General features: G+C 65.1%; 14 protein-coding genes and 1 pseudogene. 7 read left to right on the plus strand and 8 right to left on the minus strand.

What is annotated here, in order from left to right; all coding sequences use genetic code 11:
- The first annotated feature begins 3 nt into the window (after nt 1-3).
- The 3 genes from ubiB (at nt 4) to KUV49_RS03875 (ending at nt 4,464) form a co-directional block, all read left to right on the plus strand.
- Nucleotides 4-1,536 (plus strand): 2-polyprenylphenol 6-hydroxylase, encoded by a 1,533-nt coding sequence (gene ubiB, locus KUV49_RS03865; RefSeq protein WP_152494340.1) that lies wholly within the window; start codon nt 4-6, stop codon nt 1,534-1,536.
- A 115-nt stretch (nt 1,537-1,651) separates the two neighbouring features.
- A complete protein-coding gene (locus KUV49_RS03870) occupies nt 1,652-3,772 on the plus strand; it encodes a YjbH domain-containing protein (protein WP_315899542.1) in 2,121 nt (706 codons plus the stop codon).
- Nucleotides 3,769-4,464: a YjbF family lipoprotein gene (locus KUV49_RS03875; protein ID WP_222451696.1), complete on the plus strand. Its 696-nt coding sequence runs from the start codon at nt 3,769-3,771 to the stop codon at nt 4,462-4,464. The genes KUV49_RS03870 and KUV49_RS03875 overlap by 4 nt, the downstream gene beginning before the upstream one ends.
- A gap of 226 nt (nt 4,465-4,690) precedes the next feature.
- Here KUV49_RS03875 and KUV49_RS03880 read toward each other — a convergent pair whose 3' ends face one another.
- From KUV49_RS03880 to KUV49_RS03890, 3 genes are all read right to left on the minus strand, one after another.
- A complete protein-coding gene (locus KUV49_RS03880) occupies nt 4,691-4,930 on the minus strand; it encodes a hypothetical protein (protein ID WP_222451697.1) in 240 nt (79 codons plus the stop codon).
- A 146-nt stretch (nt 4,931-5,076) separates the two neighbouring features.
- Nucleotides 5,077-5,748 (minus strand): flagellar hook capping FlgD N-terminal domain-containing protein, encoded by a 672-nt coding sequence (locus KUV49_RS03885; protein ID WP_222451698.1) that lies wholly within the window; start codon nt 5,746-5,748, stop codon nt 5,077-5,079.
- 20 nt (nt 5,749-5,768) lie between these two features.
- Entirely contained in the window at nt 5,769-6,371 is a 603-nt protein-coding gene (locus KUV49_RS03890; protein WP_222451699.1) for a flagellar hook-length control protein FliK, read from the minus strand.
- A 1,530-nt stretch (nt 6,372-7,901) separates the two neighbouring features.
- Here KUV49_RS03890 and KUV49_RS03895 point away from each other — a divergent pair.
- Both KUV49_RS03895 and KUV49_RS03900 read left to right on the plus strand, forming a co-directional pair.
- A complete protein-coding gene (locus KUV49_RS03895; protein WP_410000772.1) occupies nt 7,902-8,207 on the plus strand; it encodes a rod-binding protein in 306 nt (101 codons plus the stop codon).
- On the plus strand, nt 8,200-8,559 hold the full coding sequence (locus tag KUV49_RS03900) for a flagellar protein FlgN (protein ID WP_222451700.1): 360 nt from the start codon (nt 8,200-8,202) through the stop codon (nt 8,557-8,559). The genes KUV49_RS03895 and KUV49_RS03900 overlap by 8 nt, the downstream gene beginning before the upstream one ends.
- 219 nt (nt 8,560-8,778) lie before the next feature.
- Here KUV49_RS03900 and KUV49_RS21395 read toward each other — a convergent pair.
- The 5 genes and pseudogenes from KUV49_RS21395 to tsaD all read right to left on the minus strand — a co-directional run.
- A pseudogene (locus tag KUV49_RS21395) lies at nt 8,779-8,880 on the minus strand (chemotaxis protein MotB); the annotation flags it as partial.
- A 319-nt stretch (nt 8,881-9,199) separates the two neighbouring features.
- Nucleotides 9,200-9,619, minus strand: coding sequence for an EVE domain-containing protein (locus KUV49_RS03905; RefSeq protein WP_222451701.1), 420 nt, complete (start codon nt 9,617-9,619; stop codon nt 9,200-9,202).
- Between the two features lie 3 nt (nt 9,620-9,622).
- Nucleotides 9,623-9,892, minus strand: coding sequence for a YciI family protein (locus KUV49_RS03910; RefSeq protein WP_222451702.1), 270 nt, complete (start codon nt 9,890-9,892; stop codon nt 9,623-9,625).
- Entirely contained in the window at nt 9,893-10,852 is a 960-nt protein-coding gene (locus KUV49_RS03915) for an NAD(P)H-dependent glycerol-3-phosphate dehydrogenase (protein WP_222451703.1), read from the minus strand.
- The gene (gene tsaD / locus KUV49_RS03920; protein WP_222451704.1) at nt 10,849-11,943 is read right to left on the minus strand and encodes a tRNA (adenosine(37)-N6)-threonylcarbamoyltransferase complex transferase subunit TsaD; all 1,095 of its coding nucleotides are present in this window, start codon (nt 11,941-11,943) and stop codon (nt 10,849-10,851) included. Before tsaD ends, KUV49_RS03915 begins: the two co-directional genes overlap by 4 nt.
- A 71-nt stretch (nt 11,944-12,014) precedes the next feature.
- Between tsaD and KUV49_RS03925 the strand changes: the two genes are divergently transcribed.
- Both KUV49_RS03925 and KUV49_RS03930 read left to right on the plus strand, forming a co-directional pair.
- Nucleotides 12,015-12,746: a uroporphyrinogen-III synthase gene (locus tag KUV49_RS03925; RefSeq protein WP_222451705.1), complete on the plus strand. Its 732-nt coding sequence runs from the start codon at nt 12,015-12,017 to the stop codon at nt 12,744-12,746.
- Nucleotides 12,747-12,791: 45 nt separating this feature from the next.
- Entirely contained in the window at nt 12,792-14,237 is a 1,446-nt protein-coding gene (locus KUV49_RS03930; RefSeq protein WP_222451706.1) for a hypothetical protein, read from the plus strand.
- The last annotated feature ends 18 nt before the right edge of the window (nt 14,238-14,255 follow it).

The following is a 14,255-nucleotide window of genomic DNA, read 5'->3' on the forward strand; positions in this document are numbered from 1 at the left end:
GCCATGCGCGGGCCGCACAATATCCTGCGCCTGATCCGCACGGGCGCCACGCTGGAGCGCACCGGCGCCATGGGCCTGATCATGGACGCGATGGACGCGCCGCCCTTGGTGCGCGGGACCATGCGGTTCCTGGCCTGGCCGTTTCAATGGCTGGGCTACAAGGGCGATACCAGCATGCCGCCCGCCCTGCGCGCGCTGACGGCGCTGGGCCCGGCCTATATCAAGTTCGGGCAGGTCTTTTCGACCCGGCCCGATATCGTCGGCGATGCCCTGGCGCAGGAACTGCGGGTGTTGCAGGACAAGCTGCCGCCCTTCGATGCCAGCGTCGCCAAGGCCAGCGTGGCCAGTTCGCTCGGGCAGCCTGTCGACGCGATCTTCTCCGAGTTCAGCGCACCGATTGCCGCCGCCTCGATCGCGCAGGTGCACAAGGCGCGGCTGCGCGATACCGGCCAGGACGTCGCGGTCAAGGTGCTGCGGCCGGGAATCGAGCGGGCCTTTCGCAGGGATATCGACGCGTTCTATTTCGCGGCGCGCATGATCGAGGTGCTGTCCCCGTCCGCCCGCCGCCTGAAACCCCGCGACGTGATCGCCCATTTCGAGGGTGTGGTTAACGGAGAACTCGACCTTCGGCTCGAAGCGGCCTCGGCCAGCGAGTTCACCGCCAACACAGCCGAGGACGAAGGTTTCAGCCTGCCGGCCGTCAACTGGGATATGTCGGGGCGGCGCGTCATGGTCATGGAATGGGCCGACGGCGCGCCGATGGGCGACAACGCCGCCATCGATGCCGCCGGTCACGACCGCGCGGAACTGGGCGAACGGGTGCTGCAGCTTTTCCTGAAGCATGCGCTGCGCGACGGGTTCTTTCACGCCGACATGCACCAGGGCAACCTGAAGGTCGCGCCGAACGGAGATATCATCGCCTATGATTTCGGCATCATGGGGCATATCGACGAGTACACCCGCCGGGTCTATGCCGAGATCCTCTACGGGTTCATCAAGCGCGACTACCGCCGCGTCGCCGAAGTGCATTTCGAAGCCGGATACGTGCCCGCCGACCGCGACGTCGATGAATTCGCGCGGGCGCTCCGCGCCGTGGGCGAGCCGATCTTCGGCATGGACGCCTCGAAAATCTCGATGGGGGGGCTGCTAAGCTATCTCTTTGAAGTGACCGAGAGATTCGGGATGGAAACCCGGACCGAGCTGATCCTGCTGCAACGCACGATGGTGGTGGTCGAGGGCGTCGCCCGCAGCCTGAACCCCCAGACCAACATCTGGCAGGTCGCCAAGCCCGTGGTCGAGGATTACATCCGCAAGAACATCGGGCCCGGCGCCGCCGTGCGCGATTTGCGCCGCACGCTGATGGTCGTGTCGCGCTATGGCCCTCGCCTGCCGCAGATCGTGGAAAGCGCGTTGATCCGCCAATCCAGGCCTGCGCCGGAACCAAGGCAGGGCCTGCGCTGGAAATCCGTGTTATGGCTGGGGCTCGGCGTCGCGTTCGGCACGATGGCGACGCTGCTGGCGACGACCCTTTTCTGAGACGTGGTTTTGATGTGACTCCGCCCGTGTATCAAGTTGCAAACCACCGCCAAGGGTGTCGGAATCAAGGTTGCCTCGCTATCCTGCAGGGGACGTCAAAGGAAGGATACGCGCAGTGATCCGTACATCGACACGCGTTCTGATCACGCTCGGATTGCTTGGCCTCCCCGGCCTCGCGCTGGCCGACAACCTGAAAACGCTGACGACCAACAATTACGGCGTGCCCGGCGGCCTGATCGACATGCCGACCGCCGAATCAGCGCCGGACGGGCAATTGTCGACCAACGTCACGTATTTCGACGGGTTTTACCGCGCGACCCTGAGCTTTCAGATCACCGACCGCCTGACAGGCAGTTTTCGCTACGCGGGGACGGAAGGCATCTCGCCGACCTTTTCGACCTATTACGACCGCAGCTTCGACCTGCGGTTTCGCGTGTTCGACGAGACCGACTGGACACCCGCGGTCTCTGTCGGCCTGCGCGATTTCGTCGGCACAGGGCTGCTTTCCAGCGAGTATGTCGTCGCCACCAAGTCGATCGGGGACCGCCTGCGCGTGACCGGCGGCCTCGGGTTCGGGCGGCTTGGCAGCTATGCCAGTGACGGCAGCATCGGGTCGCGGGCACCCTTCAGCTTTGCCCAGGCCGGCACGGGCGGCCAGTTCAACGTCGACGACTGGTTCCAGGGCGACTACGCGTTCTTCGGCGGTGTCAGCTATCAGGCGACGGACAAACTGTTGCTGAGCGCGGAGTATTCCTCGGACAATTACGACACCGCGCAAGCGGCAGGGGTTCTGAAACGGTCGACCCCCTGGAACTTTGCGCTGTCCTATCAGATCAACGATGGCATGGCCTTGCGGGCGTTTGCCCTGCATGGCGAAGAATTCGGCGCCGCGCTGACCTTCAGCCTCAACCCCAAGACTCCGTCGGTCAAAGGTGGCACCGAGCTGGCGCCCCTGCCGGTCGCCGTCCGTGGGCCGCGCAGCGCCGAAGACCTTGGCTGGACCACCCAGCCGGGCCGCGAGAAGGCGATCACCGCATCGTTGGAAAACAGCCTTCAGCAATCCGAACTGGACCTCGAGGGCGTGACGCTGAACGCTCGCAGCGCACATGTCCGCATCCGCAACGAGAAATACGATGCCACGTCGCAGGCGCTGGGCCGGACATTGCGCGTCATGAGCCGCGAATTGCCGGCTTCTGTCGAAATGCTGCATGTGACGCTGATCGAGAACGGCATCCCGGCGAGCACGATGAGCTTCAGCCGCACCGACCTGGAACGGCTGGAACACAGGCCGGCGCGCGAGGCGCTCGCCGCCGCGCAGTTCAGCGATACGCTGCGCTTCGGCGACTATCCCGACCCGTTCCCCGAGGTCTATCCGCGCTTCGAATGGTCGATCGGTCCGTATCTTCGAACCTCTCTGTTCGATCCGAACGATCCGCTGCGCCTGGATCTTGGCGTGCGGGCGAAAGGCAAGTATCACCTGGGGTCCGGGTGGGTGCTGTCGGGGTCTGTCGGTCAGAAGGTGATCGGCAACCTGGACGAGGCGGCGCAACCCAATAATTCCCAGCTGCCGCGGGTTCGGTCCGATACCGCGCTTTACAACCAGACGGACGAACCGTTCCTGGAGCACCTGACAGTCGCCAAGTACGGCCGGCTTGCGCCCGATTTCTACAGCCGTGTCACCGCCGGCTATCTGGAGCGCATGTATGCCGGCGTTTCGGGCGAGGTCCTGTGGAAGCCGGTGAACAGCCGGTTGGCGCTCGGGGCGGAGCTGAACTACACCCATCCGCGCGATTTCGATCAGCAGTTCGGACTTCGGTCGCGGGTCACGCCGGGCGGCACGATCCCCGAGTTCAACGGCCATGTCTCGGCCTATTACGATTTCGGCAACGGCTTTCACGGCCAGTTGGACGCCGGTCGCTACCTGGCCGGCGACTGGGGGAGCACGATCACCCTTGACCGCGAGTTCGCCAACGGCTGGAAGATCGGCGCGTTCGCCACGTTCACCGACGTGTCGTCGTCGCAATTCGGCGAAGGGTCGTTCGACAAGGGCATCCGCTTTACCGTTCCGCTTTCGTGGCTGCTGGGGCAGCCCACCAAGCAAAAGGCCAGCGGCGTCATCCGCCCCCTGACCCGGGACGGCGGTCAGCGGCTTGAAGTGGACGGACGGCTTTACGAAACCATTCGCGGATCGCATCGCCCCGAAGTCGCAAAGAGCTGGGGGAAATACTGGAGATGACGCGTATATCTAAGCATCTGCTCGCCGCCGGTCTGATCGCGGTGCTCGGCCTGACGGCGTGCACCAACACGCGGCAGGAATCATCGATCCTGTCCGTCGGCAAATCGTTGATAGATTCCCGCCGCGCCCAACCCGGCGCCAAGCCCCAGGTCGACGACGGCATCGTCCAGCGCGAGATAGGCCGCGCCCTGCAATCGACCGACGGTCCGCTTGCCCTCATGCAGATCGAGGGGACCGGCAGCGTCGCGGTGCTGCGCGTGATCGAGACCAACGGCCCGCATTCCACCTGGGCCGCCTGGGGCACCAGCGAACGCCGCAGCGTGTCGACACGCGGCGGGGTCATCACGTCGACCCGCGGGCTGGGCACCGACCTGATGTCGTCCAGTATAAACGGGTTGCTGACCATGGTGTCGCGCCGGCAGGACGGGATCGAAAGCCAGGTTCTCAGACATCTGGACGGCGAAAACCAGATCGAGGAAACCCTGGCCTATTGCGCCTTCACGCCGGGCCCACGTCAGGACTATGCCGCGGGCGCGCTGCGGCTGCAGGCAACGCGGGTCGACGTCTATTGCAAGTCCGACACCGGAACGTTCAGCAATTACTACCTGGTCAGTCAGAACGGCCGGATCGTCAAGTCGCGCACATGGCTGGGCGAGGGGTTGGGATACTTCACCTTGAGCCATCTGCGCTGAGACCTGAAGCGTTTCGCCTGTTCCCTGAGCCATCGGCGAAAGGCGAAACGCGTGCAACGATTGGCTGTCATGCTGCGTTTCGCGAATAAGCTGTAATTCGGATTTATCGAGAAACGCTTTAGCGACGTGCCGGGTGGCGCCCGGGTCAGCGAAAGATGGGAAAGCAAAAGAAAAGCGGGCCCGAAAGCCCGCCTTTAAATCGGAATGTACCGCACGTGCGGTTTTATCAGTTCGCCACCAGGCTCGTCGTGGAGGACGACGAGTCGTCGGCGAGGGCGACGATCAGGCCGGCAGCGACAACGCCGACGACAACGTAGGTCACGCCGCCGATCGACAGCAGCGAGCCTTCCTGGGCCTGGGTCGACACGAACGGATCGTTCGTTGCGGGTGCGTCCTGAGCGGCGGCCGGCGCAACCGAGGCTGCGACGACAGCAGAGGCAGCGATGAGTGTCGAAAGTTTCTTCATGACAGTCTCCAAGTGATAGGGTTGCACGATGCCGAAGCACCACATTTCACGCCCTGTATCTCATATCTGGGCCGGAATTGAAACCTTATCTGCGGGCCGGCGGGCAAATCCGCGGATTATTTCGACGCTGTGACCAATACGCCAATTTATTGATCCGGTCGCGGCAGACGGAGACCCAGCAGCGACGCGGCACCGACCTCCTGGCCGTTTTCCATGACCAGGATGGTCTGGCCTGCGTCAATGCGCGCCTCGATGATTCGTCCGTGCACCTCGACCGGCGTCGAGGCGACGACCTCGGCACCCGAGAACGATTCGACCGTCACGTCATAGGTGCCGGGCGCCAGCACGGTGCCCGAAGCGTCCGTGCCGAGCCACGCGATTTCCTCTCGGTCACCGGACACCGCGAGGCGCTGGACCTCGGTCCCGAGACTGTCACGCACGACAAGCTCGTGCCTGTCGGCCAGGCTGTCGCCCGCAATCGTCAGCCTCACCGGCGCGCCCTCGAAGACCACGGGCGCGACCGCCCGCCCTTCCATGCCGATCCAGCCGGACAGTTGCGACACGCCCATGAGGCTCATCTGGGCACTGAGCGCCGCCAGCAGGTCGTTGCTCTTGACCTGTTGTTCAACGCCCGAGAATGTCGCCAGCTGTGTCGCGAACTCGGTCGACTCCATCGGGTTCAACGGATCCTGGTTCTCCATCTGGACGGTGAGCATTTTAATGAAGGTCTCGAAGTCGGAGCTGAGCACGGTCGAGGCGGAGCGCGACGCCTGTGCCGCAGCCGCGCCGGTCGCAGAAGTGGTTGAAGCAACGTCCATTATTTTGTCCTTTCAGAGGGTCAAAGCCGAATATCGACGCGATCGAGCGCTATGGATGCGTGCCCGACCTGCGGTTGCGTGGCCGGTGCCTGATCCTCGGTCAGCGCCGCGTCCGCCGGCCCGATGGCACCGCCCTCGGGCCCATGGGCCTGGCCGGAGCGCGGATGTCCGCTTTGGCCGAACGAGAACTGGGCGGCGCCGTAGCCGATATCGCGAAAATCCTGCGCAAGCATGTCTGCATGCCGGCGCAGGAGGTCGAGCGTTTCGGGGCGGTCGGCCATCACGCTGACAAGGACCCCGGCATCGCCGGTCTGAAGGCTGATCCGCACGCGCCCGAGTTCGGCCGGATTCAGGTGAATCTCGGCGGATTTGTCGCCCGCACCGCGGAACCCCGTGGTCAGCTGTTCGATCACGTGGCGCGGCAGGTCAGGACCGCGCATCGCCGCCGCAAGGGAGCTTTGGCGCAGGGGCGCGCTGGTCTCGACCTGGCTCGTGTGGGCGGTGCTAGCGGTTCGGCCCGTTTCATCCAGCGTGTCGCCGATGCGCTCCTCTGCGGGCAGAACCGGGTTGCGGGCTGCAAAAACCGGGGGGGTGGGCGCGACGGGGGCCGCAGGAGCGGCCACGGCCGACGGAGACGGTGCGGACGGGGCCCCCTCCATCTTTTCTGCGGGCGCGACTGTTCCTGGCGTCGGCCGCGCCGCCTTGTCCAAGGCCTGTTCGGGCCGAACCATCGACGCGGGCGCAATGTGATCAATTGTTCCCGCCGGGGCGCGCGCTGGCGGCTTGGCCCGTGTCAGACCCTGGTCCGGCCGACCCTGAGGGGCCGGATGGAACGGCGCGGGTTGCTCGCTGCGTGAATACGGACGGTTTGCTGACCCCGCATCGCGGTTTTCACGCCCGGTGTCGCGCACCATCGCCGCAGGCCTGCCTTCGGTTTCATGTGAGGGATCCGGGCGCGTTTGGCCGGCAGGGACATCCGGGCTGCCCGCTCGCGCGATCCGCGGCGCTGCATCATTTGAGGCGTTGGCCGCCTGCGTGTCCAATGTCGGACGGGCCGCGCTTGGCGCGGGTTCGCCATCAGCGGCCCGGGCAACGGTGGCCGGGCCATCCGCCGGGTCGACGCGCGAGGTCGCCGTGATCACGGACGATTGAGGCGACTCACCCGGTGTCAGCGACGGAACGCCCGGCCCATTCGCAGCGGTTGCCGACGGGGACACCTTGGCGTTCTTCGCGACGGACTCGGTTATGTCAGGGTCGACGCTGCTGGAAGCTGCCTGCCCCAATTCCAAGGCCGCACCCTCCGCGCCCTGTCGCCGCATTGCCGGTGACGGCATCTTTGCAAGCAGGTCAGCGCTCGAGGACGCAGGACGATCACCCGCAATCGCGCCGGGCACTTTGTGGGTCGGCCCGACGTCCTCGGACGGATTCCCCGCCGGATCCGCTTGTCCGCCCGGTCCACCAAAGACGGTTGCCGGGTCGCGAGCCGCGTCGGGGCCAGCCGCATGCGACGAGGCGACCTTGTCTTGCCGCGATACGTGCGCGGCTTCTGCGGACGCCTGTGCGTCTGGACCCTCTGCAACGGAGGTGTCGGGACGACCTGTTGCAAAGCCTGCATGAGGATCCGAGGTAGTCGGATCGTCGTTCGGCAGCCCTCCGCGCCCCGCGCCTTGTTCAGTCGGCGCAGGCAGATCGGCGGGAAGGTCGTCAGGACCCCCGACCGCTTCCGCAACGGCGGGCGGAAAGAGCGACGAATCCTTGCGGTCATCCGTACTCGGATCTTCAACCGACAACTCCGACACCTCTTCATCTTGCGCCGCCGGATCCTCTTTCGTGTCAGGGAGCGCAGGCACGACGGGCCGTGCGGTATCGTTTACCGCACCCGCCTTATCGCGGGCGCGCATGTCCGTGAAAACGGTCGCAAAACTGCGCCGGTCGGCCCCTCCGGGCGTGTTGCCTCCCTGAGCCGGATCGGTCCCCTGCCTGGGAGTGCCAGCGCGGGAATGGGCGGTCGTGGCGTCGCCGGTCGGTAAGTGAAACATCGAAAAGCTCCGGGATTTCTTCCTCAGCCCGGGAAACTTCGCAGATCGGAATTACCAGTTCTTTACCGCTTTGATGTCAAATGGCGGAAAGTTCACTGCATTGGAGGAATTCTGGTGACGATTTTTTTACCCATCGGGCCGAAACTCGACCCACAAACAACGCAGCCTGCGACACCGGCGGACGCGCGTCGTCACGCCGCCGCGATGCAGGCCGCCCAGAAGCTCGAGGCGACTTTCCTCGCGGAGATGCTCAAGGCCGCCGGCCTTGGTGAGCAGGCCAGTTCGTTTTCCGGCGGCACGGGCGAGGACCAGTTCGCCTCGTTCCACCGGCAGGCCCTTGCCGACAGGATCGCGCAAGCAGGGGGCATTGGTCTGTCCGAACATTTTCTGAGGTCAATCATGGAGAGACAAGATGAGTGAGACTTCCGCCCAAACCCTGATCGATGAGCTGGACCGGCTGCTCGATTTCGAGCGCCAGGCCGTCCTGGACGGCAACCTTCAGGAAATGTCGGACATCATCAGGAAAAAGGAATGCCTGATCGACGCGCTGAGCGATCTAGATGCGTCACATGCCGCCCCGATGTCCGAGATCCAGGACAAGCTCACGCGCAACCAGACATTGCTTGACGGCGCGCTGCAAGGCATCCGGCGCGCGTCGGCACGGCTTGCCGCGGTGAGAAAGGTGCGCCGGACCCTCGAAACCTACGGCGAGGACGGACAGAAGAAGACCATCGACGCACGAGTCGCGCGCCAACTGGAGAAGCGGGCATGAGGCTCGAAGCCGTTTGGCAATCATTTGTCTCAAATGCCCTTCAAGCGAGCGGCCGGCGTTAAGGGTCTCTTAGCAATTCAACGGCATTTCTCGGCCTGCGTCCGGAAACGGATGGCGCGATGCGGATCAGACGCATCGCACACGTCAGAACGACTTTCGAGGCACCCGCGTGACAGCGGTGCAATTGGACCGGCGCAAAGCGCCGCAAGTAAAGGAACATGCTATCGCGACCTTCCAGGCACCGCCATGGTGCCCGTCACCGCCCGTGACCTTTTTCCGTTTGATGATGACCGGCGCGGCGTTGTCACCAGACGCACTCATCTCACCACCTATTTACTCACCCGAAACAATCGTTAGCAGACCGCGGCTTACTCGATTGTTAACAGATCAATTTTTCCGCGTTATGCGGCGGCGGATCCCCGCGGTGAGACCAGAGCATTTGAGGCAAATGCGCTGCACTTGGCTTTTGAGATTCCCTTGGGGAAATGGTATCGAGGGGAAGATCGCGCCAGTATGGCCGAAACCAATTCCAGTGACACGTGTGGTGCGTAGGGAGCACGTGGGGCAACGGAGGGTATCGGCAGATACGCGCGATACCCTCCGTACGATTTTTCCGTGCGAACCTGCGAGAGATCTGCACCTAGGGCGTCAGGCCCGCCATCCCGCAGATGATGGTCCACTCGTCCTCGGTCACGGGTTGTACCGACAGGCGAGAGTTGCGCACCAACACCATGTCGGACAGGCGCGGGTCGTCCTTGACCATGTCCAGGGTGACCGGCGTCTTCGCGGCCTCCAGCGCCTTGATGTCCACGCACTCCCAGCGGTCGTCCTCGGTCGTGCTGTCGGGATGCGCTTCGGCGATGACCTCGACGGTGCCGACCACCGCCTTTTCCGTTTGGCTGTGATAGAAGAACCCGCGGTCACCCACGGCCATGTCACGCATGAAATTGCGCGCCTGGTAGTTGCGCACGCCGTCCCATTCCTCGCCGGCATCCCCCTTCGCCACCTGCTGGTCCCAGCTCCAGGTCGACGGCTCGGATTTGAACAGCCAATAGCGCATGGCTCAGATCACCTTGTTCCAGGGAATCAGCTCGACACTCTCGAAAAGGTCGGCCGCCTTGTAGGGGTCTTTCGCGGCCCATGCCTCGGCGGCGGCCATGTCCTCGACCTCCAGGATCACCAGTGACCCGATCATGCCCCCCTCGGCATCCAGGAGCGGGCCGGCCTGGCTGACGACGCCGCTTTCCTTCAGATAGGCCACGTGCTTGTCACGGTTGTCGAGACGGGTTTGCAGGGCGCCGGGCTTGTCCCGGGCAATCAGGGTGATCAACATTCATTCTTCCTTCAATGGCCGTTGCAACAGCATATCGACGGCATCGCGCACGTTCAATTCACCACCGACCAGCCCGGTCACGACGCGGGTGATCGGCAGGTCCAGGCCGGTTTCTTGCGCCATCTCCGCCAGCGCCTGGGCCGTCGCCGCGCCCTCGACCGTCACACCGCTGTCAAACACATCTCCCGCGCCGATGCTTTGACCAAAGCGATAATTGCGCGACTGCTCTGACGTGCAGGTCAGCACCAGATCGCCAAATCCCGACAGCCCGGCCAGGGTTTCGGCCTTTGCGCCATATTTCTCCGCCACCTTCACAAGCTCGGCGAAACCGCGCGTCATCAGCGCCGCCCGCGCGCTCTCCCCCAGCCCGGCACCGATCGCCACGCCGCAGGCGATGGCGATGACGTTCTTCAGCGCGCCACCAAGCTCTGCGCCGATGACATCCGTGGTGCGATAGAGCCTGATATTCGGCGTCGTCAGTCGCGTCTGAAGGCGTTCGCCGGCGCTCTCATCTGCGCATGCCAGGGTCAGCGCGGTCGGCAGGCCCCGGGCGATATCATGGGCAAAGGACGGGCCGGTCAGGGTGGCGGGAATGGCGTCGGGCACATGCTCGGCGACGATCTGCGTCGGCCTCAAGCCGGTGCCGCGCTCCATCCCCTTGCAACAGGCGACCACGTGTTTGCCCGCCAAGGTTTCGCCGCAGGTCTCCAGAAAGCGTCTCAGCTTTTGCGCCGGGACGGACAGCAGCACGATTTCGGCCTGCAATACAGTCTCTATATCGGCTGAAACCGTGATATTTTCCGGCAGGTCGACGCCGGGCAGACGTCGCGCATTCTGCCCCGACGCGTGGATTTCGCGCACCTGCTCGGCATCGCGGGCCCACAGGGCCACCGGGCCGTTTCGGGCCAAAGATACGGCCAGCGCTGTTCCGAATGCACCGGCGCCGATCACCGCGATCATGCCTTTGCCCCTTTCTTTCCCCCGCCCAGAAGGGACGGGCTGCGTTGGTCCAAGGGCCAGCGTGGACGCGCGGCCAGGGACATGTCGTCAATCCGCCCCGCGCGAAAGAGTTCCCCGCCGGCATAGGCGATCATCGCCGCGTTATCCGTGCAAAGCGACAGCGGGGGCGCAATGAAAGCCACGCCGAATTCGCTTGAAACAGTCTCTAATCCACTGCGAACCAGTTGGTTCGCGGCCACGCCACCGGCCACGGCCAGCGCCGGCGGCGCGGACAGGATCTTGCCGGCCTCGGTCAGGGCACGCCGCGTCTTTTCCTGCAGCACGTCTGCGACCGCACCCTGGAACCCCGCGCAGAGATCGGCCCGGTCCCGCCGTGTCAGCCCGCCCTTCTCGGCGATCACCTCGTCCCGGGCGCGCAGCAGCGCGGTTTTCAACCCGGAAAACGACATGTCGCAGCCGGGCCTGTCCAGCAGGGGCCGGGGGAAACGGAACCGCCCCGCATCGCCCGCCTGCGCCTCGCGCTCGATCATCGGGCCGCCGGGCTGGGACAAGCCCAGCAAGCGCGCGGACTTGTCGAACGCCTCTCCGGGCGCGTCGTCGATGGTGCCGCCCAGCCGCGTGAAACGGTCGCTTCCCTCGACCAGCAGGAACTGACAATGACCGCCCGAAACCAGAAGCATCACGTAAGGATAGGCCAGACCATCCGTCAGCCTTGGCGTCAGCGCGTGCCCCGCAAGGTGGTTGACGCCCACGAGCGGCAGCCCCCGCGCGGCGGCGATGGCCTTGCCCGTCATCACGCCTGAAAGCACGCCCCCGATCAGCCCCGGCCCCGCCGTCGCGGCGACGAGCTGAATGCGATCCAAAGCCGTTTCAGCCTGTTTCAGAGCCTCATTCACCGCGATATCCAGCTTTTCGGCATGTGCGCGTGCGGCTATTTCCGGAACGATGCCGCCAAAGGCGCCGTGCAGGTCGTCCTGCCCCAGAACGACCGACGACAGGATCTCCGCACCGTGCTCGCGCATCCGCACGACCGCCGCCGCGGTGTCGTCGCAGCTGCTCTCCAGCCCGAGGATCGTCAGGTTGTCCGTCATTTCACGCCCGTTGCGCCACGCCCTTGTGGCAGGTAACACCGCAAGGGCGCGCAAACAACTCCGGAGCGTCCATGTCGCCCCTGATCCTCATCACACGCCCCCGGGACGCGGCAGACGCCTTCGCAGCCGACCTGGAGGATACGCTGGGCCCGGACGCGGACATATGCATTGCGCCGCTTCTGCGGATCGAGATGTCGCCGGTCCTTCCCGACCTCGCACCCTACCGAACGCTCATATTCACCTCCGCTCACGCGGTCGAAAGCGTTGCCAAGGCCACCCGGCGCCGGGATTTCGCCTGCTACGTGGTCGGCACCGGCACCGGCACGGTTGCAGCACAACACGGATTTGATCCGGTCGTGGGGCCCGGCACGGGCAAGGAACTGGCGCAGGATATCCGCAACGCCTCTGTCGCCACGCCGTGCCTCTACCTGCGTGGAGACCCCATCGCGTTCGACCTCGCGCGATACCTGAATTCCGCCGGAACAGAGACGCACGAGGCCATCGTCTATCGCCAGGTGCCCTGCGCCCTTTCGAATAAGGCGCTGGACCGCGTGGAAAGGCACGGTATCGTGGTCGCGCCGGTTTTTTCGCCCCGAAGTGCGCAGCTTTTGCTAGATGCGCTGCCGAAAGGCTCTACCTTGCATGTCGCGGCGATCAGCGAGGCCGTGGCGGGGATCTTTCCCCGGAACAGAGCGGCAAGGATCAGTGTGGCGGCGCGGCCCGACAGACCCGCGATGCTGTCCTGCGTTGCGCAACTTTGGTCTGATGCCAATCGGCTTGAGAGCGGAGGCACCGCACAGTAAGCTTTCTGGCAGGCTGCAATGGCAAGATTCGAAAGAGGTTTTCACGTGGCAAAGAAACCATCGTCCGGGGCGAAGACACCGCTCGACAAGGACGCATCGAAGGAAGACGAGACCGCGCAGCCGGAAGACACCGTTAAAGCCACCGACAACGACACCGTCGCGCCCACAGGCGATGACACGGTCGAGGCGTCCGGCGCGGCCACCGATCCGACACCGGACACCAAACCTGGCGACCACCCCGGCATCGACGAACCTGCATCGGGGCAATCCGAAACGACCGCGCACGACGCGATGACGCATGACGCTATGAGCAAGAGCGACGGCGACACCGACGAACCTGCCGCCGATACATCCGGTACCGATACGCCCGCGCACGACGCGACGTCGGAAACCGCCGCGAAGATCGAGGCCGACACCGACGAGACCTCCGGCGACGGAGCCTCCGACGGCGAAACCTCCGACGCGGCAGAGTCCGGGACCAGCCCCACCGCGACCGAACCCGCCACCAGCCTGCCCGCCACGGCACCACAGCCCGCCAAGGGGGCCGGCGCCGGAAGCATGATCCTGGGGGGCGTCGTTGCGGGCGCCATCGGTTTTGCCGCCGCCTATTTCGGCGTGGCGCAGCAAGTCATCCCGCGCGACGAGGTTCTGATCGGCGATGTCGGCGCCCTCAACCAGAGGGTCGAGGAGCAGTCCGGCACGATCGACGCCCTGACCGAGAAGGTGGGCGGCATCACCAATACCGATGACAGCGCGCTTCAGGCGCAGGTCGAAGCGCTCGGAACATTGTCCGACCGCGTGGCAGAGACAGAACAACAGATCGAGGACCTCGCCGCGCGGCTGGGCGATGTCGAGCAGCGCCCGGTTTCCGAAAGCGCGGACGCCGCCACCATTACCGCCTACGAGAACGAACTGAATGCCGCGCGCGAGGAATTCGCCGCGCAGCGCGCCGAACTCGAGGACTTGATCGCGCAGGCCAAGCAGACCGAAACCGTCGCCGACGAGGCCGCGGTGGCCGCGATGCAACGCGCCGCGATCAGCCGCGTTCAGGCCGCGCTCGACAATGGCACCGGGTTTGCCGGCGCGGTGGCCGAGCTGCAGGACACCGATGTCGAGGTGCCCGATACCCTGACCTCCGTCGCCGAAGAGGGGGTCGCAACCCTGTCCAGCCTGCAGGAAAGCTTTCCCGACGCCGCCCGGGCCGCGCTGGATGCGTCGCGCGACGTCACCGGCGAAGGCACCGGGTTCAAGGGCTTTCTGAAGAGCCAGCTTGGCGTGCGGTCCCTGGAACCCCGCGAAGGGGACGATCCCGACGCGGTGCTGTCCCGGGCCGAGGCCGCCGTGCGCGACGGCCGGCTGCAGGATGCGCTGGCGGAAATCGAGACGCTGCCCGAAGAAGGCCGCGCCGAGCTGTCCGACTGGGCCGGCCGGGCGGCAGAACGGCTCGAAGCGGTGGGCGCGGCCCAGTCGCTGAGCGAGACATTGAACTAAGGCCGGGGGGAATTCAAA

Source organism: Roseovarius atlanticus, from assembly GCF_019802205.1.
Classification (GTDB): domain Bacteria; phylum Pseudomonadota; class Alphaproteobacteria; order Rhodobacterales; family Rhodobacteraceae; genus Roseovarius; species Roseovarius atlanticus_A.

Bases quoted from the DNA above. Each gene is read 5' to 3' on its own strand.
- ubiB (WP_152494340.1), top strand. From the start codon at position 4: ATGCGCGGGCCGCACAATATCCTGCGCCTGATCCGCACGGGCGCCACG.
- KUV49_RS03875 (WP_222451696.1), top strand. From the start codon at position 3,769: ATGACGCGTATATCTAAGCATCTGCTCGCCGCCGGTCTGATCGCGGTG.
- KUV49_RS03880 (WP_222451697.1), bottom strand. From the start codon at position 4,930: ATGAAGAAACTTTCGACACTCATCGCTGCCTCTGCTGTCGTCGCAGCC.
- KUV49_RS03885 (WP_222451698.1), bottom strand. From the start codon at position 5,748: ATGGACGTTGCTTCAACCACTTCTGCGACCGGCGCGGCTGCGGCACAG.
- KUV49_RS03900 (WP_222451700.1), top strand. From the start codon at position 8,200: ATGAGTGAGACTTCCGCCCAAACCCTGATCGATGAGCTGGACCGGCTG.
- KUV49_RS03905 (WP_222451701.1), bottom strand. From the start codon at position 9,619: ATGCGCTATTGGCTGTTCAAATCCGAGCCGTCGACCTGGAGCTGGGAC.
- KUV49_RS03910 (WP_222451702.1), bottom strand. From the start codon at position 9,892: ATGTTGATCACCCTGATTGCCCGGGACAAGCCCGGCGCCCTGCAAACC.
- KUV49_RS03915 (WP_222451703.1), bottom strand. From the start codon at position 10,852: ATGATCGCGGTGATCGGCGCCGGTGCATTCGGAACAGCGCTGGCCGTA.
- tsaD (WP_222451704.1), bottom strand. From the start codon at position 11,943: ATGACGGACAACCTGACGATCCTCGGGCTGGAGAGCAGCTGCGACGAC.
- KUV49_RS03925 (WP_222451705.1), top strand. From the start codon at position 12,015: ATGTCGCCCCTGATCCTCATCACACGCCCCCGGGACGCGGCAGACGCC.